The following is a 22171-nucleotide window of genomic DNA, read 5'->3' as shown; positions in this document are numbered from 1 at the left end:
TTTTCACGTAAGATTTACATTTTGTACCGATCCATATCCGATTCATCAATTTCCTCAGGCCACTCGATTTCCTCCGCTGAACCCTCACCCGGTTCCGCGCTTTCCTCTAAATCTTTCTCCACCAGTGTCGCACTGGACTCGCGAATCACCTCCTCGTTGACAAAAATCGGCGCATCGGTTCTCAGTGCCAGGGCAATCGCATCGCTTGGGCGAGCATCCAGAAACAACGTCCGGTCCCCCACCTGCAATTCAATCACCGCATAAAAGGTATTCTCTTTGAGCTCGGTGACGACAATCCGCTTGACGGTCCCACCCACCTGTATAATGAGATTCCGCATCAGATCATGCGTCATTGGGCGCGGAGGCGACATTTTTTCGATTTCAAACGCAATCGCGTTTGCTTCGAACGGCCCCACCCAAATCGGAAGCATGACATCGCTATGGACGTCCTTGAGAATCACAATCGGTGTATTGGCGGTTGGATCGATCATCAAACCGCGAATTTTCATTTCGATTTCCATGTTGCCCCACTTCTTGAATGAATGAGCCAGTCCAGGCTTCCTGGGTTCAGGCAAGCTGGTCGTGTTCATATTGGATCGTGATTAATTGGCCGAGTGTATTGCTGCTCTGACTATATACCTTCCGTTCCAGCCGGGACAAGCCCACGACTCACGGATGAAGGATGAAGGATGAAGGATAAAAAAGCTGAAGATTCTAAGTGAGACGCTTCAGGCTCAGGCTCCAGCCCCTCACCCATAAGCGCCAGGAGAAGGAAGTTTGAGCCTGTGTGAGACACGAAGACACGGAGACACGGAGACACGGAGACAATTCACCAGGTTTGTCAGGTTGGATCAGTTCCGATTGAGAGCGGGGGAAGCGACCAGTTGTTTTTTCTCCCTGTCTCCGTATCTGTCTCCGTGTCTGTCTCCGTGTCTCCTCTTGTCCAGGCGGCGGATGAGGTTCTCACCTCCCACGTTTGATGAGCCTCACGAAACGGAGGTCAGCATTTCCTGGGCTGCCCGTCGGGCGGCCTCGGTCACCGATGCCCCACCAATCATGCGGGCGAGTTCATTCACCCGCTCGTCAATTCCCAGGCGCTCAACAAACGTTTCCGTTCGCGTACCAACAACATCTTTCCATACAACCAGATGGGAAGCCCCAAAACGGGCAATCTGGGCTAAATGGGTCACGCATAACACTTGCTGGTGGTCACTTAATCGCTTCAACCGCTGTCCCACCGCTTCGGCCACTCTCCCCCCGATACCGGCGTCCACCTCATCAAAAACCATCGTTCGTGGAAAATCCGTTGGCGCCGTGATGGTCTTTAATGCCAGCATCAACCGTGAGATTTCCCCTCCCGAAGCCACTTTGGCGAGACTTCGCAATTCCTCACCGATATTTGGGGATACCAAAAACTCAACCTCGTCAAGCCCGGTCGGCCCCCATTTGGGTTTGCCTTCGCTGTGCAATCGGGTCAGGCCAACCTCGATTCGGGTGGCTTCCATGGCCAGAAATTTGAGTTCTCCCATTAATGCCCGCTCAAAGTCTGTGGCCACCCCCCGTCGTCGCGCACTTAATGTTTCAGCCAGTCCCAAATAGACGGCGCCGGCTTTTTCAAGGGCAATTTCGAGCGACTGGGTATACTCCTCCCCGGCGCCCAGACGCTTGAGTTGTATCCTGGCAGTTGAGATTGTTTTCACCACGTCATCGAGCGTTGGACCATACTTTCGTTTCAGCCGGGTTAGTTCGATCAGGCGATCCTCAATCTGCTTGAGCCGTTCGGGTGAAAACCGGACCCGCTCGGCATAATCACGCAGGGCAAATGCCGCATCCTCAATCACGTACCGCACCCCATGCAGCGGCGATAGCGTCTCCTCAATACTTGGATCAATGGTTGATAAATCATCAACCCGCCTTAGAACAGTTGCCAGTCGGGTCAGGATCGAAGACTCGTCTTCATACAGGGCGTCAAAACAACTGGTCGCCAGCGTGACGAGTTTTTCGGCGTTTGAAAGCACGTGGAGTTCGGCCTCCAGTTCAACGTCTTCAGCGGGATTGGTGATTTTCGCAGCTTCGATTTCCTGACATTGAAAGGCGAGCATATCCACTCGCCGCAGCCGCTCGGCTTCACCCTGGCGGGCAGCTTCCAGTTCCTTGCGAGCCAGGTCCCAGGCTTCATACGCCTCACGAACCTGGGCGGCCAGTCCATCAATTCCCCCAAAGGCATCCAGCACCGCACTGTGGGCTTCCTTATGCAGAAGTGTCTGCTGATCTCCCTGGCCGTGAATATCAACCAGGAATGGCCGAAGTTGTTTGAGAAAATTGACAGTGGAAAGCTGGTCTTGAATAAAAACGCGGTTTCGTCCCTGGCTGGTGATCTCCCGACGAATCAGAAATTCATCAAGATCAACTTCCAGCCCATGTTCGGTGCACAGATCAAGGACTTGAGGGTGGTGTGGAATGCTAAAAACAGCTTCCACGCAGGCTTTCTGCTCCCCCGTGCGAATCATATCCGGAGATGAGCGTCCACCCAGGACCATTCCCAGCGAATCAACCACAATTGATTTTCCCGACCCGGTTTCTCCGGTCAGCACATTCAGGCCAGGTTCGAATTCAATACACAGACGCGAGACAAGGGCGAGGTTCAGAACATTCAGAAGCTTCAGCATGCCCGGTTGATCCTCACAAAAAAGAAATAATCAAAAAGTACGATCGAGAAAATGCAGATTCACGGCTGGAACCACAACATAACATGGGCGCCCGGTTTCTGGCGATTGTTCTCGGCCAGCGATGGCGATTGAAAGTTGACCGGCCTGTGTAGAGACGGTACAGAGCCACGAAGCTCCAGTAAATTGAATTGAATCAACGATGCCTTGAAAAGCAACACAGCCCGCGGACTGCAACTTATCAGACTGATCATTCCCTGGATTCGAAAACTCCAACCGGGCATCTTCACTGCGAAAAAAGACATGGCTGGCTTTTTCACTTTTTTTATCCAATCGAGAAATACCCTCTGTAACGGCGGTGAGCGGCACGCAATTCCCATCATTCCAAAACCGGGCCACCTCCAGGGTTTGCGGGGTAAAATATACTTCGCGCGGAGTCCCAACTTGCTTGACCTCTCCACGTTCCATCACCGCCAGCCGATCAGATAAGGCAAACGCCTCTTCCCGATCATGGGTTACCAGAACGGTCGTCACCTTTAAAGATCGTACAATTTCCCGCACCTGTTCGCGGGTTTCAATGCGAAGTCGTGAATCCAAATTGCTGAACGGCTCATCGAGCAGCAAAACCTGAGGCTGGATTGCCAGTGCCCGGGCCAATGCAACCCGTTGCTGTTGCCCACCTGAAAGTTCAAATACCTGGCGCTTCCCAAAGTCGGCCAGCTTCACCAACTCAAGCGCATCGCTGACCTGCCGATCAATCGTGCGGACCTCCAGTTTCTGAATGCGACACCCAAAGGCAACATTTTCCCACACGTTCAAGTGCGGAAAAAGCGCGTAATTCTGAAAAACATACCCCAGTCCCCGTGATTCCGGCGGGAGTGAGGTGATGTCAAGACCGTTGACCCAGACTGATCCAGACCAGGGGGTCTCAAGCCCAGCCAGAATCCTCAAGGTGGTTGTTTTCCCACATCCTGAAGGCCCAAGCAGACTAAAGAACTCTCCCCGCCTCAGGAAGAGCGAAAGGTTGTTTAAAACGGTCTTTCCTGAAAACCGACAGGAAAGCGCTCGCAATTCAACAAAGAAACGCTGATCCGTCATTTCGCCGATCCCTTTCCGCTTTCCTTGATCATCACCGTCCTGGTTCCAACATTGGCGGCCTCGTCATATGCCCGAATCGCCACCAGTTGAGCCGTCCCTGAGTGCTTGAGCTCCAGTTCAAAGGTTTCTGTTTTCTGATCGGAAATCCCATCCATTGGGCTCAGAGGAATCCAACTCCCCCCATTCACACTATACTCGACCCGACGAACCAAACTCATCTGATCGCTGATCTGAAACTCAACGCTTGTCCCACTGGTACGCGGCGTCGGCTCTCCCTTCAGGCTGATGGCTGGTGGGCTATTGTCAACCTCCACCGGGTCGCTGATTTGGTATCCGACCAGCACCCGATTGGCTGGATTCGAGGGCGCGTCGGTAACTTCTATTTTGAATTCATACAGCCCATCTGGCAAAACATCCGCATTCACCAGGAAAAACGACGCTCGCTGAGTCGCTCCAAGCAGGACCCAGGCCGACTGACCCACAAGGCGATAAGACACCTGATATACAAGTTGATCGCCATTGGCATCTTCGCCTTGCCATTGCAATGACCGGGCGCCTTTCTGGAAAACCTTGCGGGGGGGCAGATTTCCACTCAAACCAAACAGCGCCGGATCAAGCCCTGCCGTGAGAATCGCTGGATCAATTGGGGGTTGAGCGGTTTCCTGCAATGCAATTCCTGGCGACAACACCGTCAATGAACTAATCCGGGGGGCAATGTTTTTGGGCATATACGCCACTTTCAAACTATCCAGGCGACTGGCCGGCGAAAACCGAATCTGCCATTGGAGATAACGTGCCGTCGGGCTTTTGATTTTTTCCCCATCACCCAGGACAACTTCAACCGACCATCCACTCCACGTATCATCTGGTATTTCAGTATTGCCGCTTCGGGTTTGCACTCGAATTTCGCCACCGCCACGCCAGGAAATCATTCCCCAGTCAGCCACACATTTTGCATCCTGAACCGGCGATACATACTGCCCATCTGAAGCGGTGCCCGGTGTTATCTTCCAAACCTTCCCGAAATTACTGGTGGTTACCCATACCTCACCCGATGAACCAGCCTCAATATTCGAAATATGGTCTTCCGTTGTTTGGAAAACCATGTGTGTTTGCCCCTGGCGGTCAACTTCAAATAACCGTCCGTGGGTCCCGGTCCCAATCAGGATTGTACCCTGTGGCGTTTCCAGGCAATCCAGACCCACCAGCTCGGTTGATCCCCACCAGATCTCGGTCTCGCCGTCAGGTTGGATTCCATACAATACCGATTGTGCGGCGCCACTCTCCGACCGGGTATTGACCAGATTCACCGCGGATGAAATCGGGGAAGCCGAATCGGACAACAAAGTTACAGATACCGACTCTTTTCCGGTTGATACAGGCTCGCTGGCCGGACGAACCGCCTTGTCATCAACGGCAAGCGCAAAGACGGTCCCATTTTTTCCAATGAGCAAGCGATGAATTTCCCTCAGAGCGGAATCAAACACCGCAAAGGCTTTCCCAGGGCCTTCGATGCGGTACACAACCCCACCCGGATCACTCCCGGCGTAAATATTCCCCAGACGATCCACCGCCAGGGAAGTAATATTGACTTCGGTGGAATCAAACACCACCACGCTTTTGCCGGATGGATCCACCCGATAAACGATGCCTTTGTCCCCTGTTGCCACGATCAGTTCGCCACGATCAGTTGTCTCTAATGCCCAAATATATTTCTCTTCCGGATTAAAAAACACCGTGCGGGTTCCATCTGATTCAATTTGATAAACTTTCCCATTGGGAGATGTTGCCGCCCAGAGAGTACCTTTGGACCCCACTGCCAGAGCGGTTACATCCAGCTCGTCAAAGTCGGCGATCAGTTTTGACTGGCCAGCCGGGTCAATTCGATACACCTGCCCCTCGTGTCCGGTTCCGACGTAGGTCGTCCCCTGTCCGTCGCGTGCACAGGACCAGATATACGGCTGCCGGGTATCAAAGACGACCTCGTTGCGTGGTGACAACGACAGTCTCCCCCGATCAGAAACCGACAAGTTTGTCATCGTTCCTTTCAAAACATCAGCCTGACGAAAGACTTCCCAAAACTGAGTGTCGGTCGCTGCCTGTATCGGGCAAGTTGAAATCCACCAGCCTCCCCAGATTACCAGGAAAAAAACTAAAAAAGCGCGGTTCAACGGCAGGACCTTTTCAAGACTTCGAACCTGGCTCCATTTCAGTAATGGCTGAGAACCTGAAGACACTGGCGTGTGAAGAACGTCCGGGTTCGGATCGCACGAAAAATGTAGGGTCATTCGGTTTTACCTTTCTTGTTATTCCTTAGAAAAATCATTATCAGCCCCAAGATTAATACCAAGTCGCCGGGCTTTTCGGTACAGAGACCACCGTCCGATGCCTAAAAGCTCGGCTGCCCGGACTTTGTTGCCCTGGGTATAGCTCAACGTCACCAGTAAATGCTCTCTTTCTACTTCATCCAGCGTTTTAGGAAGCAGGCATACCCAACTGGTTATCCCTGTTGCCTGACTAACCGGCGGCTGGTTGGTGGCTGGTGGCGACATGTCAAACAATCCAAATTGAAGAAAATCCTGCGGGATTAACTCCCCGGTGATGTTCATCGTAACCGCCCGCTCAACCGCGTGCTCAAGCTCACGAACGTTTCCCAGCCAATCTTGCCTCACCAGCCAGTCCATCGTGACCTCAGCCAGCCGAACGGCCTTTCGCTGACGGGAATTAAACCGCTGGACAAAATACTCGACCAGAAGCGGGATATCCTCTCGACGCTCCCGTAATGGAGGCAGGCGCAAATTAATCACACTCAATCGGTAAAAAAGATCCCGACGGAAGGTAGCTGACTGAGCCAGGGTCGTCAGTGGCTGGTTGGTTGCGGCCAGCCATCGTACATTGACGGTTCGTTCCTGATTTGACCCAACCGGACGAATACGGTGCTCCTGTAGAACTCGCAGCAATTTCACCTGGAAATTCGGCGAGGTTTCAGAGATTTCATCTAAAAAAACGGTTCCGCCAGCCGCCGCTTCAAAGATTCCGATTCGCTCTGTATTGGCACCGGTGAACGAGCCTTTCACATGTCCAAATAACTCGCTTTCCAGCAGAGTCTCAGGAAAGGCGCCGCAATTGACGCCTATAAAAGGGCGGTGGGCTCGCAAGGAATTGTTGTGAATTGCCCGGGCAACCAGTTCCTTTCCTGTTCCGGATTCGCCTGACATCAAGACGGTGGAGTCAGTTGCCGAGACCCGCGCAACCGCCTTGTAAAGCTCAATCATGGGTGGGCTGCTCCCGATGATTTTCAGGCTTCCCGCCACTGAATCGGGGACTTCAAGGGTTGGTTCAATCTCAGTTGAAAGCTTTGATAAAGCTCGTCTCACGACCCGCAATAATTCACCAGCATCAAATGGCTTGGCAACATAGTCAAACACATCTTTGCGGATCGCTTCAGCCACGGATTCCATCGAACCAAAGGCGGTCACGAAGATAAAGGGGGTGTCCGTGGTTACCTCTCGCACCACACTAAGCACATCCAGGCCCGACCCATCACCCAGCATCATATCCGATATCACCAGGTCAAACGGCTGAGGGGTAGCCGCCATATCGCGGAACAACTGGATGGCTGTGGCTGAGGATTCAGCCACCCTTACCCAGTGGCCTTCGTGGAGCATTAACTGCTCTAAAACTTGTCGAAATTCGATATCGTCATCGACGATTAAAATGCGTTTCATGAGCTTCATTTTTCTTTGGGATGGAAAAGGAATTTGGATTGATCTTGAAGTCTCTCCCATCTTTCCCCAAACAGATGGGAATTTCAACCAGGGATATCCAGCTCCTTCGATTCAGGCTCAACTTTAACAGAGTATTTACAATTATTTTCATTGATTACATAAATGTATTTCCATATTTTCCAAAGAGAAAAATTAGATAATTTATGTAATTTAAACTAATTACAGATTATGCTTACAACGATATTTTAACTTTATCTATATATGTAATCACATTCAATATCCAGCACGATCTTCCCTTACCTGGCAGCCTGGATTCCACTTGATCCCCGGCTTTGATTTCAAGTAGGGTTCAGCCAACCTGACACTCCTCTTCTTTCCATTTCAAATTATTTTCTTATGATTGCGTTTCTGACTGGCAAATTACTTGAAAAAAATCCATCGAATTTTATCGTTGATGTTGCAGGCATTGGGTATGAGGTATTCATCCCGCTTTCTACCTTCTATCAAGCTGGCGAAAGCGGATCCGCACTCTCCCTCTACATCCAAATGATCGTTCGTGAAGATGCCCTGATTCTCTACGGTTTTAGCACAAAACTCGAAAAAGAGGTCTTTATCAGACTCATATCGGTTTCTGGTGTTGGCCCGAAATTAGCGCTCACTATCCTCTCAGGACTCACCATTGATGAGCTTATTTCAGCTTTGAAAAATGGAGATATCCGACGGCTTTCTGGCATTCCAGGGATTGGCAAAAAAACAGCCGAGCGACTTGTCGTTGAACTTCGTGATAAGCTCACCGCACTTTCCGTACTAGAGACAGGTGGAACCACAACCACAACTTCAACGCCAGAACCAGGCCAGGATCAACACCAGGAAACGCTTCTTAAATCGGATCTGGTTTCAGCCCTGGTCAATCTGGGATGGCAAACCGCCGCGGCTGAAAAAGCGGTCACCCAATGCCTCAAAGAAGAATCACGACGTGAGTTCTCTTTCCTCTTAAAAGAGTCAATGAAACGCCTCTACCGGTGATATCCCGGCTGTCTTTTATTTTGTACGCCTGACTGACATCGGCCTCCTGGTTTGATTCTTTTGCCAGCTTCGCAAGCAAGCGAGCCTACCCGCTTCACCAAAGGCCAAGTCGAACACCAGATCAGCACCTGTAGTTTTACTGATCCTGATAAGCAACCTCACGGCTCGACTTCGAACATCAGCCTTCTTGAAATCAGGTTCGCACCTCAAAAAGATTGTCCATTGACCATCCTTCCCAGTTTATCAGACCAACCTTCAAAGCATACCCGTCGAGAAAGATGGAAGATTCACCATCGTTTTTCCCTGGATAAACTTCTTCTGGTTTCTTTCTGCGAAAAATGTCGGCGAACTTTGTCGGCGGAAATATCAAGGCCGCGAATACTCTCAAAAACAAAAGCAGTAAATACGGTAACTTATTTAAAATCAATATTTTACATAAACCATAAAAGCCTATGTCGGCGCGCCGACATAGGCTTTTATGGTTCGTTGATAAGTCCATCAGGGTTTGCATCAATCAGGTTTAGCTGACTTAACAACGGGCTTTTCTTGATCAATACATGATGACCAAACCCTCAAAAACTAAACCTCAAAAACCTCGCATATCTGCCATAGCGATTCCCACAGCACCTCGTAACCAGTTTGAAATAGCCCCGATTCCATTCTAATTCGGGATTCTCGGCTACATCTCTGAAATGCCGAGAACGTGTGCTTCAAGATCCGAGATTTCATTTCATCAGATTGAATCGGCTGTGACTTTATACATTGTGCCAGGGTGAAAGCGGCCAAGGCACCAACCAGTTCACTCTCATCTATGATCTTTTCGGTAAGTTTTTTCAATAATCCTTCATTGATGACCTTGAGTTTCTGAATGGTATAGAGAACTTCAGCCCGAATCTTTTCAGTTTCATTCTCCAGGAGATTCTCTAGCCGGCATAGGATTCCAGGGGTCATGAACTGATATTTCCCAACCAACTGAATCGCCTCCTGGTAAACTATTTCACTTTGATCTTCCAATGCAGTTGTCACCATTTCAAGCACAATCTTTGATTTGGAATTCAATTTACACAGTGTTTTGAGCGCCTCTTTCCGAACTTCACCGCGCTCATCTTTCAGGTACCCCAAGAGATTTTCTTCAATTCGCGGAGTCAAAACCCCGAGGACCCCAAGCAACTCAAGGGTACAAATCACATCTTCTTGAGTACCGACTGTAAAACGTACCAACAGGGATTCCGCAACCTGGGAAGAGACAATATTCAATTGTTTCAGGCTTTTTGCAGCCGAATACTGAACCTGTCGTTTTTTGTCAGTTAGCATTTCAATCAACTTGAGGCCAATCTCTTGAGTAAGGACTCTTGTTTCCCCAAGAGCCTCCACTGCCTGCCCCCTCACCCCATCATCATTATCCTCCAGGCATTTCAATAAGCTCTTTATAGTTTTTGTGTTTGTGTTTTTACTACCCAAAGCCCCAACGGCTTTCTGGCGAACCGCCTCACTTTGATCATCCAATTGTTCGATAAGTACTTTTACAACCTCATCACTATCTGGGTTGACTAACCCAATCAATAAAATAACTTGACTTTTTTCAGTTCCACTTAATCCTTTCATTCTCTCAATTAACCCTCGCGAAAATTTCACTGCAGCATTTCGAAAACTGCGTGCCCGTATAGCTATGAAAAGCTGAAGGATAAATTCCCCGTTTTCCAGATATTCTTCGAGTACAGACTCAATTTCAGGGGTTATTTCCTTTAATTTCAAAATAAGGGAAAGCGTCATTTCAGCTTCGTCAGTATCATTGATTTTAGAAAACACCCCCCTGAGTATTTCTGGGGTGGGAGTTCCTAACTCGCCAAGATACTCAATAACCCGAAATCGAACTCTTTTACTTTCATCCGCCAGCTTGTCAAAGATTCGATTTACAATCTGCGGAGTTGAAAAAGCTAATTTCCCCAAGATGGCAATTGCTTTTGCTCTTTTCTGATCATCCTCATCTTCAAGGTGACTCAACGCCAGACCAACAACATCTGCTTCGAGGTCACTTCCTTTGAGCCTTTCCAAGGTTTGCTCGACTTTTTTATCAAGTTGCCAGTTTGTGCTTTCAAAGTAAACTTCAATCAACCTATTCACGATTTGTTTGCGAAAGACTGATTCAGTTGAATCACAGTCACCCAGACACCGTAGGCAACCAGCAAGTCCCGATGCAGCACCTCTTCAAATAGACTTGCAGCAAAGCCTAATTTTTGTGCCTCTTCACCTTTCCCCAGAATTGCGGTCTGAATAAGCTCCGAAGCATCTTCCGGACGGTCAGTGCTAATATACCCAATCGCCAGGAGTATAGCTTCCCGCCATCGTGGATGATGGCGGTACGGATACATTTTTGCCGCTGACTCTCTGGCTCGACGAGTAATTTCACGCGCCACAAAATATTCCTCAAAGGTCAGGTGCAAAAATCCATATCGATCAGCAGTTCGCTCGACAAAAACTCCGGTATGCTCTCTGACTCGTCGCAAAAAATCGTCAACCGCTTCTTCGATTGTCTCATCTTCAACTGAAACCTGGCGCGAGTGAGCCAGAAACTGCATCAATTTGGCTTTCACTTCACTGGTTTTGACCAATCCAGTTGGTTTCTCCTGGTGAATCCAGTAGGCTAGAGGTGCTAAAAACAATTGCACCTCACTTTCTTTCACAATTTGTTTTGAATCTAACCCACGATGAATCTGCCAATCCTTGAGAAGAGTTTTGACGGCCAGGTCATAAAGTTCAATTCGACGGCTCGGAAGCCGGCTTCCATTCCGGTGAATCAATGCCAGAATGGTCAGCATGAGTGGGTTTGAGGCTAATTCCATAACACCACGGTTTTCATCAACCGCTTGCAAAATTCCATCAATTTCTGGCTGAGCTGACCGACTCAATTCAGATGGCTCTAAATCAGGACGATGGAATCGCTCAACCGCCACACACCATCTGTTTAAAAAAGTCTCAATCTGGGGGCGTTGAAATTTTCTCAATGTAAATTGTTGAAAATCCCCTCCCAGTCTGGCAACCCGATATCCGGCAATGCGACTGGTCACCACAAAACGATTCTCGCGAGGAACAGCCGATACCAAACTGGAAATTCGCTGTGAAATCAAATTCCGATCCTGATGCTCAATCACCTCATCCAGTCCATCCAATAACAATAGTGCTTTTCCTTGTTGCAACACACTCTCAAAAACACCCTTCAACACGATCAACTCAATCCCAGTATCTCCAAACGGCACGGTTAAAAAATCCCTCAATGCTGTATTGCGATTGAGTCGTAACGCTTCAGCATAAGCAGAAATCCGAACCAGGATCGGGAATCGAGCACGTCCATACAATTGACCATCTTTATCAGTCACGATTCCAGTTGAACCAGAATCTCGAAATTGACGAACGAAATGAAGCGCCAGAAACCGGAGCAATGTCGTTTTGCCGGAACCAGGGTCACCCAGGATGACAACGTATGAATGATTGGCAATGGTGGTGGACAATTCAATTCCATCAGAATGCTCAACAGTCTGTAGGTGCTGGTGCAGGAACCAGTCCTCTGCCAGATCGGATTCGGCTGAGACCATGATTGAAATCTCAGAGGGTACATTGCCTTCCACAATTCCTGATCTTAACTTACTCACCTTTCTTTTGAGTTGAGTTGGATCAGTCTCTTCTTTTTCACAAGTCAGCCTGACAAATACCTCGTCAAGGGGGAGTGTCACCGAACGCGCAGTTTGCATAATTCCTTGTGACCCAAGAGTACAATGCAGGTTCACAACATAATCCAGATACTGTTGTTGTGCTTTTTGAATATCAGGCGGAATTGGCAGCCGACGATCAAGCAAGTCCAAAGTCTTCTGACTGAGTTCAACGTGCGTCGTCTCAAGCTCCACTGACTTCTGCTGATACACCAGGGAAAGCAATTCACGGAGTTTCTTGACTGAACATAGTTCTTCAAGCAAACATTGGAGAAAATATTGGGCGGCGTCAGCCTGCTGACCGCCTGAATGATCCGGCATCACGGATGACAAAATGCGCTCAACTGTTTTGACAGCATCCTGGTCAAAGGGGTGAGCGACCAATTCACCAATCGCGGCTTTGACATCCTCGCGTTCATAAAAATACCGATCCTGGATAAGCGCCTGAGCTTCAGGCGAATCAAAGCGTTCAACCAGCCGCCGGGCTGCCCGTTCAAGAGCCTCACTCAATTCCTTTTTGGAAGCCCGGTCGGTGCGCCATTGTTCAAACCAAATTTGGTTTTGCTCTCCTAAAAAACGCGTTCCCAGAGTATCGATGTGAGTACATAAACCGTTAAAAATACTTTCTTTCAGATCATTAGGAATCCAGGACATATTCAATCACCTCAGGAAAAAGACTCTGCTGTTTAGAAATCAACACTTCAGAAAAGTGCTCTTTCTATATAAGGAGCACCCAGTTTGTAGGCGAGGTCAGATCACGATCTCATGTCTCGACGTGCAGAGGCAGATTCGAATTACTTCAAGCTTCAAGGTCTCACATATTTGTATGCCGGAACATTTTACACAAGTCAGTCCCGGCGAACAGGTGTATCACTCACTGCAACAAAACCACTCCTGTAACGGCAACCTGGCATAAGTTCATTCCTTCAGTTAACTGAGGTGAAATTCACCCAACAAGGTTTTCAATTCTGGTTCCAATATCAGGATACAACTTTTAGACATGGTTAAATCCTTCCTCTGGCTCAGGAGGAGATCATTTCCTTTCCGCGGATAAACGCGTCATGAACCAGATCCAGATACCAGTTCCACGACTGCGTTCAATGGGCTTCCTGATATTTTTATCCAGCCCAGTTTTTGTTTCCATCATCTGGGGATTGCCCAAATCAGTCGGCTTGCCGCATACTCGGTGACCTTTGCGGTTTCCCCCCTTGCACCTTCGGAAAGCATCCATCCTTCACCTGGAGGAGTACGTTTGTGATACCAGAACTTAAGCTACTTGGGATTTTAATTATTATTATCGGACTCATTTTCAAATTAAAAACTGGCCCAGTTGTTCTGATTGCTGGGATTGCCACTGGACTCCTCGCCGGTATGCCTTTGATCGGGACTGAAGCAGTCCCAGGCATCTTCGATACCCTTGGCAAAGCGTTTCTGGATGGCAGGCTCATTTCACTTTACCTGATCACGTTACCTGCAATCGGGCTTGCCGAACGGTATGGATTGCATCAGGTAGCCTCAAATCTGATCAAGAAACTGCGTCTGACAGCTATCGGATCACTCTTCTGGGTGTACCAGTTTATTCGAGTTCTCATTGGCGCTTCAGGCTTGCGGGTCAGCGGCCATGCCGTGTTTGGGCGACCTCTGATTCTTCCGATGGCATTTGGTATGACCTCATCAGACGTCGCTTCACAGCAATCAGAGCAGATCAAAGGAAACCTTGGGGCAAGCGAAAACTATGGCAATTTTTTTGGCCAAAATCTGTTCCCGGCTTCGGCTGGATGCCTGCTCGTTTACAAGGTTTTAAAAGACGCTGGTCTCGACACCACACCTGTTGCCATTGCAATTGATGCGATTCCTATCGTGATATGCTCTCTCCTTTTATCTGTAATCCAATTTTTACACCTCAATCGCAATAAAAGATAATTACTCCACAGCCGAATTTCACTATATGCTCCGGAAAATAATTACACCAGTCCTTACACTTCACTCTATCTACCTAATTATCGCAATTACCCTCATCGCAATCTCGGTAATTATCATTACCACACCAGGACGCCGACATCGGCTTGCCAATGCAGGATACTGGGCATTGCTTGGGGGTATTTTTTTCCTCCCCGAAAAAATTCCATATGGTGGATATGCCATCATTGGTATCGGAGTGGCAATTTTAGTCATGCTTGATGCTTGCGGGATTATCCGCCCAGCCTCCATCCGAGTGGAACTGCCCCCAGATCCATCTCAATCTCGTCAAACCGAGGCGCATCCAGCTCAAGCTTCCCTGCCCGGCCTGAGTTCCAAAATCCCAACCGCGATCCTCTGGCCGGTTTTGGCAATTCCGGTTATCACCTTTGCCGTTGCTTTTATTTACCGATGGATAGGACGCGACAGCTCAACCGGAGCGTTAATCGGACTGGGTGTGAGCGGTCTCGTCGCAATGGGTATTGCCTACTGGGTAACATCCCAACGGTTGGTGGAACTGGCTGAAGCGGGTGCCAAACTCACTGAAGAAATCGGGCCACTCAATATCCTGCCTCAACTTCTGGCAGCGCTCGGCACTCTGTTTACCAGTGCCGGAGTCGGTACCTTGCTCGCCGGATATTTCTCTTCTTGCATTCCAGCCAATCACCCGTTTCTCGCGGGTATCGTATATTTTGCGGCCATGACTTTTTTTACAGCGATTATGGGAAATTCCTTTGCTGCCTTCGCAGTGATTACCGTGGGAATTGGAATCCCACTGGTTATTCTTCCATTTTCGCTTGACCCCGCGTTTGTCGCTATTTTGGGTCTGACGGCTGGAAGTTGCGGTACCTTGCTTTCCCCGATGGCCGCAAACTTTAACCTCCTCCCTGCCTATCTTTATGAAATGAAAAACCCCTATGGAATCATCCAGGCCCAATGGAAATTTGCCCTGGGACTTTGGGGATGCCACGCTTTGATTTTTGCAGTCTGGTTGTTTTTTCGGTGAAATATGGGGGCAATCACGGGGTTCCGGAAGAAAGAACCCTTTCTCAGCCAAGATCAGGGGTAAATTTCCGAAATACTGAATAGTCATTCAAAAAATTGATTGATTGATTTCACATTCAGTATTATTTTAGTGGTTGGAGAAATCCAAAATCTCCACCAAACAGAAACACCATCCCCATTCAAATCTCTGTGTTTCTCGTTTTTCTGCCCACTCAATCCAAACAATTTGGCCTGATGAAATTGAAGGCTGCCTTGAGGGATCAACCACTGTGTTGACCAACCTGGAGCAAATTACCATCTACTCACTCGATGTGGCCCAAGGACATCCATTCGATTTCAATCTTTCAGGTTCGTTTATTTACAGGAGCCCACGATCCATATCGTCATGAAAGAACGCATATTTCACCTTCCCATTATCTCTGTTCCTGGGACCAACCACTTTCGTGGTCTTGTGTACGTTCTTTTCCTTATTGGCTTTGCCGTTATTCTTTCCCCACTCCCGATTCAAGCCCAATCGGCCCATCCCAGTGAAATAGCTGCCGAATACACCCGGCGGGCGGCCACACTCCGGCAAAGATGGCATTTAGATGAAGCCGAGAGAGCATTTGAAACGGCTCGTGTGGCGGATAAAAACAATATCTCAGCGCTCTTAGGGCTGGCCGAAATTGCTCGAATTAAACTGGATTACCAACAATCGCTTGGATTATTGCATCAAGCCTCGTTCCTGGCTCAAACACGATTGGAGGCTGAGCCATCTGCTCCCAAGGTAATTGACGAAACCTATCTGTCATTACTCAATTCTTACGGGATACTTTATTTAACCATTGAAGATCCAGTCACTGCCGGACAGTTCTTTGATAAAATACTTCAAATTTCGCCTCAGGATTCAAGAGCCTGGCTTGGGAAGGCCACCGTGGCACTCCTCAATCGTGATTACCTTCAAAGTGAAAACATCCTTACAAAGCTATCATCAAAAAGACCAAATGATTCAGCGGTTTACTCAACCTTAGCCAAGGTTTTTCTTGAGCAAAATCGCTGCCCTCAGGCGGCCTCCGCCGCACAGCGTGCCCTGGACCTGGACCCATTCAACTTAGAAGCAAAATCCGTTTTGTGCTCAGTCCGAGTGATTGAACGAAACCCTGATGGGGTTCGAAAACTAGCTCAAGAAGTACTTGATCTGAACCCATATAACGCTCGCATTCGAAGGCTTTTCTCGCAATATATCCGCAGCCGTAGGGCAGTTCCCGCTGTTTCACCTGAAGCCCGAAAATATTTTGAGAAAGCTTCAAATCTGGCTCGCCAAAAAGAAACCGGGCGGGCCATCGAGGCGTACGAACAGGCCACTCAACTTTCGCCAGACTTTCTCCAGGCCTACCTTGGACTTGGTGCCTGCGCACTATCTGAAGGCAACCTGGAACTGGCAGCAGTTGCTGCCGAACAGGCGACTTCGATTGACCCAGAAAATGCATTAGCTCAGCTCCAGTTAAGTCTTGCACATGCAGAACTTCATGAACGTGCTCGAAAAGCCGTTGGAATGAATTTACCCAGCCTTCCGCTTCCGTCTGATCAAACCTCCCCCACTGACATCGGTGAGGTTTTCGTCAATTACTTTGGCCTTTCAACTGAGCAACAACGAATCATCAATCTTTCGGTGTCGCCTTTTGCGCATTTGCTTCCGGAATTGAAACGGCGGGGCGCCAAGCATTACCTGCTCCCCCTGGATCGGCAACTTCCTGAAATCGCCGGGTATGAAATGCTTGAAGATCGAACCACCTTTGATGGTCGGTATTACAGCAGTATTCGTGGAGTTGGAGGCCTGGTCACGGTCTCTGGGATCGAATACCTGAACGTGGTCGAACAGGGCGGCTTTAATACCATTGCCCACGAATTTGCTCATCAAGTTCACAGCAGTGTATTTGACAAACCATTGCTTGAACGGATTCAGGCGCTGTATGCCCGAGCAGTTCGAGAAGGTCGCACCCTTGATTATTATGCCGCCGCCAATGAATGGGAATACTTCGCGCAGGGGTATGAAGCGTATGTTTCCATCTCCAAACGACCAGGTCTGGGAATCACTGGTCGTCACACCCGTGATGAACTCCGGAAGCTTGACCCAGCCCTGTATGCACTCATTGAAGAAGTAGCCAATCCCAGGTTTCAAGTTGCCAAAAATCGCTAATTGATTCCGTCTGCATCTCGACCCCAAGTTCAATGCACCCCCTTTCAGTGATCTCTTCCATCTATTTACTCAATGCCAACCGAACCATCCAAAGTTTTTCGTGTTCCCAAATCAGTTCAAATTTTTGTTGTTCGCCGGCTTGAGACTGATCAAATCACCCCCAACTTTGAAGTTCTCCTTCTGCGTCGAATTGAGTCACGCGGCCATTTCTGGCAACCCATTACTGGACGCGTGGAACCAGGAGAAACGATTGAAGCCACCGCACGGCGGGAACTAGGCGAAGAAACAGGGCTTACACCTGATGACGGTTTCTTATTTGATGCTGGCCATATGCACAGCTACCCGCTTCGGGCAGAATGGCTGGTGAACTACCCTCCAGGGACAACCCACAATGATGAGTTTGCCTATGGATTTTTGGCATCCCCAACGGCAACGATCAAAATTGATCCCAAAGAACATGAATCCGCGCAGTGGGTGACGTTTGACGAAGCTCTGATCCATTTGGTCTGGCACGGCAACCGGGCAGCATTACACTGCGTGCAGGCACACCTGGCTCCAAGACGACGGCTCTTTGAATGGCAACTCCCCCAGCACCCCCTTCACCTCGGCCAGCGAACGTTCATTATGGGCATCGTAAACATTACACCCGATTCGTTTTCTGACGGAGGTCAGTATTACGAGCCATCTCGGGCAGTTGAACATGCCTTACAGTTAGCCAACGATGGTGCTGACATCATTGATCTCGGTGCCGAGTCTACTCGACCAGGCGCGGCTCCAATCACGGCAGACGAAGAATTGAGCCGGATTCTGCCAGTCATCGAGGCCTTGCGCCCAATACTTCAGATTCCGATTTCAGTGGATACCTACAAGGCATCGGTGGCTGAGAAAGCGCTCACTTCAGGCGCCTCAATTATCAACGATATTACAGGCTTACACTACGACCATCATCTCCGTAATGTAATTGCAAAATCCAGGGCTGGAGTTATCCTCATGCATAGCCGGGGAACACCAGGGCACCTCCACCACCACCCACCGGTTGCCAATATCCTCGAAACCGTCCGCACAGGGTTGAAAGCCAGTATTGAACTGGCACTTCAGGCCGGGATTTCAGCTCATTCAATCGTCATTGACCCAGGGATTGGGTTCGGGAAATCCTTTGAGGACAACCTTCGTATCCATTCCCACCTGAGTCATTTTGCTGATTTAGGGTTTCCGCTTCTGGTTGGCACGTCTCAAAAATCGTTTCTTGGAAAAATTTTAACTCAAGGTACCCCGTCTGAACGTGGTTGGGGGTCAGCAACCAGCATCACGCTGGCGATTCAGCAGGGTGTTCACCTGGTTCGGGTGCATGATGTCTTCCACCTGCGCCAATGCTGCCTGACGGCGGATGCCATTCTTTCCCGAATCCCCTTTTAGGTGTTAACCACCCCACGCCACAAACTGCTTTCGAGACACTGGGCAGAGGACGTCCCCATCCGTTCATCCTTTTTACACCAGTCTAGTACCAAGCAACCTTGCGCCTCCCCAAATGATCAACCTACAATGTGGGAAAGTTGACCTTGCACCCGTGATTTCATCCGGTACTGACGGTCTTAGCCGTCTCTCTCCTTTTTAGGAATTTGGGTGCTGCCCTTCCTGGCCCAGCAAGAACAATCTACCTCTCGTCTCTCCAAACTACTTTGAACTATGACCCACAGTCGCCGATATGCCTGGTATGTCCTTCTTATTTTGACCCTGACTCAGTTTGTCAATTATGTGGACCGCCAGGTCGTTGCTCCGTTACTCCCATTGATTCAACAAGACCTCCATCTTTCGGACAGTCAACTTGGATTGCTTGGCACTGGATTTATGATTGTCCACTCTTTGATGGCTATCCCATTGGGGGTGCTGGCTGACCGATGGGAACGTCGGAAAATTGTGGCTCTCGGATTGGGCTTTTGGAGTGTCGCCACCGTGTTTTCAGGTCTGGCCAATTCCTTCTGGCAATTAATGGGGGCTCGGGCAGCCATTGGGGTCGGCGAAGCCGCCTATGCCCCAGCGGCAACCTCCATGTTGAATGATTTGTTTCCCAAAGCGGAGTGGGGGAAAGTCATTGGTATTTTTAATGCCGGCCTTTTTGTCGGCGGCGCCTGTGGACTGGTCGTTGGGGGCATTCTTGGAAAATACCTTGGCTGGCAGGCCTGCTTTTTTGTGGTTGGGTTACCGGGACTGGCATTAACCGTGGTGAACTGGCTGGTCAAAGAACCAGTTCGGGGACAGGACTACAAAGAAAAACACCATTTCTCCAGTGTTCTTTCCATTGCCTCCCTCTGGGTCGTCATTTTAGCTGCGGCCTGTGTCACTTTTTCGGCTGGGGCTCTGGTCCACTGGCTGCCAACCTTCCTTTCCCGATATCACGGCTTCGATGTGGGCAAAGGGGCCATTACCCTTGGGGCGGTGGGAATCAGTGCTGGATTGTTGGGGGTTATTTCCGGGGGGGTCATCGCTGACTGGTTGCATACAAAAAACCCCGGAGGCCGGGCGATGGTTCTGGCATTTGCATTTCTGGTCACCGTTCCATTTATGATTTGGGGTATCAATACCACTAATTCCACGGAATTTGTGATTGCAACCTTCTTTATTTCTTATTTTATGGGCTGGTATCACGGTCCCGTCGCCGCCATTGTGGGTGAAATTGTACCCGCCAGTCTTCGCGGAACGGCCATTGCACTCTACATGTTCGGGATCCACATTTTGGGCGATACCCCAGCCCCAGCGATTATTGGATATCTCTCAGACCGGTTGAGTGCCACAGGGGGTCTGCGAAGCGCACTTTTCCTGACGATCATTGCCAATGCCCTCGCAGGTTTGTTATTTATTCTTGTTTCCTTTGTTCTTCGTCGGCGAGCTGGAATAATGGATTCGCTTCCGGTTACCGCCGTCGCCACGGCTCAAGAATAATCAGGTGGGTTGAACCTTTCCTGGTATACACCAATCGTACCCACCGAATGCTCCGGTGAATTGTTCAAACAGACGGACCTTTGGCGGCTGTCTTTCCGACAGCCCGATTTCTGCAAGGAATTCTACCTATGACGATGAACCATCCCAATCCCTCTCCAACCACGCACCGAATTGCCTACCGCATCATGTGTTTCGCGTTGATGCTCCTGTGTCTGGCTTCAACCCCTTTGCAGGCCAGGCAAGAAGGTGAAAAAAAGAAGCAGAAACGAAAGGTTGAGATTGAGAAAGTCTATCAAAAATGGCTTGATGACGATGTCCGGTACATCATCACCAAGGAAGAACGCGATGCCTTCAAAAAGCTCCTCACCGATGAAGAACGGGAGGAATTTATTGAACAATTCTGGTTGCGACGGGATCCGGATCCCGATACAACCGAAAATGAATATCTTGACGAATATTACCGCCGCATAGCCTACGCCAACGAGCGGTTTTCATCTGGGATCCCAGGGTGGAAGACAGATCGGGGTCGGATCTATATCACCTTCGGACCTCCTGATAGCATTGAATCCCATCCAGCCGGGGGGCCCTATGAACGCCCCTATTATCAGGGCGGGGGTCAAACCTCCACGTTTCCATTTGAAATCTGGTTCTACCGCTTTATTGATGGGATTGGGTCTGGCATTGAAATTGAATTTGTGGACCCAAGCGGTAGCGGTGAATATCGGATTGCCCAAAGCCCGGACGAAAAGGATGCGTTGTTGTTTACCCCCAATGGCGGGTTGACCCTCTACGAACAACTCGGCATTACCTCCAAGCGCGACCGTCCATACTTTAGTCCTGGCAATAGCAACAATTCTCAATATGTCCGCCGGGCTCAGGATCAGCCCTTTGAACGACTCTCCCTCTATGCCAATCTTCAAAAAGCCCCGCAGGTCAAATATCGGGCATTGGCTGATAAACTTGAAAAAGTTGATCAACTCACCGAATTTGATGTTCTTCCGTTAAACCTGCGAACCGATTATATTCGAGCTGGTGAAACCCAGGGGGTGATGGTCTTTACCACCCAGGTCAAAAATAGTGACTTAAGTTTTAAAAACGTGGGTGGCATCCAGCAGGCAACGGTCAATATTTTCGCCCGCATAACGGCCCTTTCTGGAAAACGAGCTGGCATTTTTGAAGACCCCGCGACGATTGCCTTCCCAGAATCCCAATTTGATTCAGGGATTCAACAAAGCTCGGTATACCAAAAATCAGTCGTGCTGCCACCAGGACGCTATAAGATTGATATGGTTGTCCGTGATATCACCAGCGGTCACACGGGCGTGGTCCATCATGGGTTTGAAGTTCCCCAGTATAGCCAGGAAAAAATGGTCACCAGTTCGTTGATCATTGCCGACCTGCTTGAGCCATTGCGGGGCCGGGTGGCGGCGGGACCGTTTATTGTCGGTTCGAATAAGGTCCGACCAAATGTGGCGCAAGTGTTCAAAACCAACCAAAATCTGGGCGTCTATCTGCAGGTGTATAATGTGCAGATCGACCAAACCACCCTCCAGCCAGCAGTTGATGTTGAGTACATCATTTCTAAAAATGGACAGGAAGTGCTGCGTCTCAAAGAAGATGGAAACAACGGAATTTCTGATCTTTCTGGAAGTGGCCAACAAATCATTTTAGGACGCTCAATCCCACTCGCCAACCTTGAACCTGGTGATTATGAGGTCACGGTCTCGGTCACGGATCGGGTCGGACGCCAAACCCTGACCCCCAAAACCAACTTTACGGTTGAAGCGGCCAATCAACTGACCAGTTCCCGCTAAACTCAACGACTTCCGCTTTACATACCAAAGGGAGAGTGAATCACGATTG

Annotated in this window: 14 protein-coding genes; 7 read left to right on the top strand and 7 right to left on the bottom strand. The window is 49.3% G+C overall.

Annotated elements, in window-relative coordinates; all coding sequences use genetic code 11:
• Positions 1-14 precede the first annotated feature (14 nt).
• From HY774_24090 to HY774_24070, 5 genes are all read right to left on the bottom strand, one after another.
• Positions 15-521, bottom strand: coding sequence for a bifunctional nuclease family protein (locus tag HY774_24090; GenBank protein MBI4751574.1), 507 nt, complete (start codon positions 519-521; stop codon positions 15-17).
• Positions 522-986: 465 nt separating this feature from the next.
• Positions 987-2669: a DNA repair protein RecN gene (gene recN / locus HY774_24085; protein MBI4751573.1), complete on the bottom strand. Its 1683-nt coding sequence runs from the start codon at positions 2667-2669 to the stop codon at positions 987-989.
• Positions 2670-2699: 30 nt separating this feature from the next.
• Positions 2700-3764, bottom strand: coding sequence for an ABC transporter ATP-binding protein (locus tag HY774_24080; GenBank protein MBI4751572.1), 1065 nt, complete (start codon positions 3762-3764; stop codon positions 2700-2702).
• Positions 3761-5803: a hypothetical protein gene (locus tag HY774_24075; GenBank protein MBI4751571.1), complete on the bottom strand. Its 2043-nt coding sequence runs from the start codon at positions 5801-5803 to the stop codon at positions 3761-3763. Before HY774_24075 ends, HY774_24080 begins: the two co-directional genes overlap by 4 nt.
• Before the next feature lie 267 nt (positions 5804-6070).
• Entirely contained in the window at positions 6071-7492 is a 1422-nt protein-coding gene (locus tag HY774_24070) for a sigma-54-dependent Fis family transcriptional regulator (protein MBI4751570.1), read from the bottom strand.
• Between the two features lie 396 nt (positions 7493-7888).
• Between HY774_24070 and ruvA the strand changes: the two genes are divergently transcribed.
• Complete coding sequence (gene ruvA, locus HY774_24065; protein MBI4751569.1) at positions 7889-8518, top strand: Holliday junction branch migration protein RuvA; 630 nt, start codon at positions 7889-7891, stop codon at positions 8516-8518.
• 579 nt (positions 8519-9097) lie between these two features.
• Here the strand turns inward: ruvA and HY774_24060 are convergent.
• Together HY774_24060 and HY774_24055 are read right to left on the bottom strand one after the other, a co-directional pair.
• Positions 9098-10642: a HEAT repeat domain-containing protein gene (locus tag HY774_24060; GenBank protein ID MBI4751568.1), complete on the bottom strand. Its 1545-nt coding sequence runs from the start codon at positions 10640-10642 to the stop codon at positions 9098-9100.
• Positions 10639-12879 carry a hypothetical protein gene (locus tag HY774_24055; protein ID MBI4751567.1) on the bottom strand — a complete coding sequence of 747 codons (2241 nt, stop codon included), beginning with the start codon at positions 12877-12879 and terminating at the stop codon, positions 10639-10641. The genes HY774_24060 and HY774_24055 overlap by 4 nt, the downstream gene beginning before the upstream one ends.
• Positions 12880-13479: 600 nt before the next feature.
• Between HY774_24055 and HY774_24050 the strand changes: the two genes are divergently transcribed.
• The 6 genes from HY774_24050 to HY774_24025 all read left to right on the top strand — a co-directional run bounded on the left by HY774_24050 (position 13480) and on the right by HY774_24025 (position 22122).
• On the top strand, positions 13480-14148 hold the full coding sequence (locus HY774_24050; protein MBI4751566.1) for a DUF969 family protein: 669 nt from the start codon (positions 13480-13482) through the stop codon (positions 14146-14148).
• Positions 14149-14173: 25 nt separating this feature from the next.
• Positions 14174-15190 (top strand): DUF979 family protein, encoded by a 1017-nt coding sequence (locus HY774_24045; GenBank protein MBI4751565.1) that lies wholly within the window; start codon positions 14174-14176, stop codon positions 15188-15190.
• A gap of 450 nt (positions 15191-15640) precedes the next feature.
• On the top strand, positions 15641-17368 hold the full coding sequence (locus HY774_24040; GenBank protein ID MBI4751564.1) for a tetratricopeptide repeat protein: 1728 nt from the start codon (positions 15641-15643) through the stop codon (positions 17366-17368).
• A gap of 72 nt (positions 17369-17440) precedes the next feature.
• Positions 17441-18784, top strand: a complete 1344-nt coding sequence (gene folP, locus HY774_24035) for a dihydropteroate synthase (protein MBI4751563.1) — start codon at positions 17441-17443, stop codon at positions 18782-18784.
• Between the two features lie 270 nt (positions 18785-19054).
• The gene (locus tag HY774_24030; GenBank protein ID MBI4751562.1) at positions 19055-20308 is read left to right on the top strand and encodes an MFS transporter; all 1254 of its coding nucleotides are present in this window, start codon (positions 19055-19057) and stop codon (positions 20306-20308) included.
• 128 nt (positions 20309-20436) lie between these two features.
• A complete protein-coding gene (locus HY774_24025; GenBank protein MBI4751561.1) occupies positions 20437-22122 on the top strand; it encodes a GWxTD domain-containing protein in 1686 nt (561 codons plus the stop codon).
• Positions 22123-22171 lie beyond the last annotated feature (49 nt).

The organism is Acidobacteriota bacterium (assembly GCA_016208495.1).
In the GTDB taxonomy this organism is placed as follows: domain Bacteria; phylum Acidobacteriota; class Blastocatellia; order Chloracidobacteriales; family Chloracidobacteriaceae; genus JACQXX01.
The sequence above is the reverse complement of the archived record's forward strand: the minus strand, read 5'-3'. Positions and strand labels throughout refer to the sequence as shown.

Excerpts from the sequence above, each read along its gene's own strand:
- HY774_24090 (MBI4751574.1), bottom strand. The coding sequence starts at position 521 with ATGGAAATCGAAATGAAAATTCGCGGTTTGATGATCGATCCAACCGCC.
- recN (MBI4751573.1), bottom strand. The coding sequence starts at position 2,669 with ATGCTGAAGCTTCTGAATGTTCTGAACCTCGCCCTTGTCTCGCGTCTG.
- HY774_24080 (MBI4751572.1), bottom strand. The coding sequence starts at position 3,764 with ATGACGGATCAGCGTTTCTTTGTTGAATTGCGAGCGCTTTCCTGTCGG.
- HY774_24075 (MBI4751571.1), bottom strand. The coding sequence starts at position 5,803 with ATGACAAACTTGTCGGTTTCTGATCGGGGGAGACTGTCGTTGTCACCA.
- HY774_24070 (MBI4751570.1), bottom strand. The coding sequence starts at position 7,492 with ATGAAACGCATTTTAATCGTCGATGACGATATCGAATTTCGACAAGTT.
- ruvA (MBI4751569.1), top strand. The coding sequence starts at position 7,889 with ATGATTGCGTTTCTGACTGGCAAATTACTTGAAAAAAATCCATCGAAT.
- HY774_24055 (MBI4751567.1), bottom strand. The coding sequence starts at position 12,879 with ATGTCCTGGATTCCTAATGATCTGAAAGAAAGTATTTTTAACGGTTTA.
- HY774_24045 (MBI4751565.1), top strand. The coding sequence starts at position 14,174 with ATGCTCCGGAAAATAATTACACCAGTCCTTACACTTCACTCTATCTAC.
- folP (MBI4751563.1), top strand. The coding sequence starts at position 17,441 with ATGCCAACCGAACCATCCAAAGTTTTTCGTGTTCCCAAATCAGTTCAA.
- HY774_24030 (MBI4751562.1), top strand. The coding sequence starts at position 19,055 with ATGACCCACAGTCGCCGATATGCCTGGTATGTCCTTCTTATTTTGACC.
- HY774_24025 (MBI4751561.1), top strand. The coding sequence starts at position 20,437 with ATGACGATGAACCATCCCAATCCCTCTCCAACCACGCACCGAATTGCC.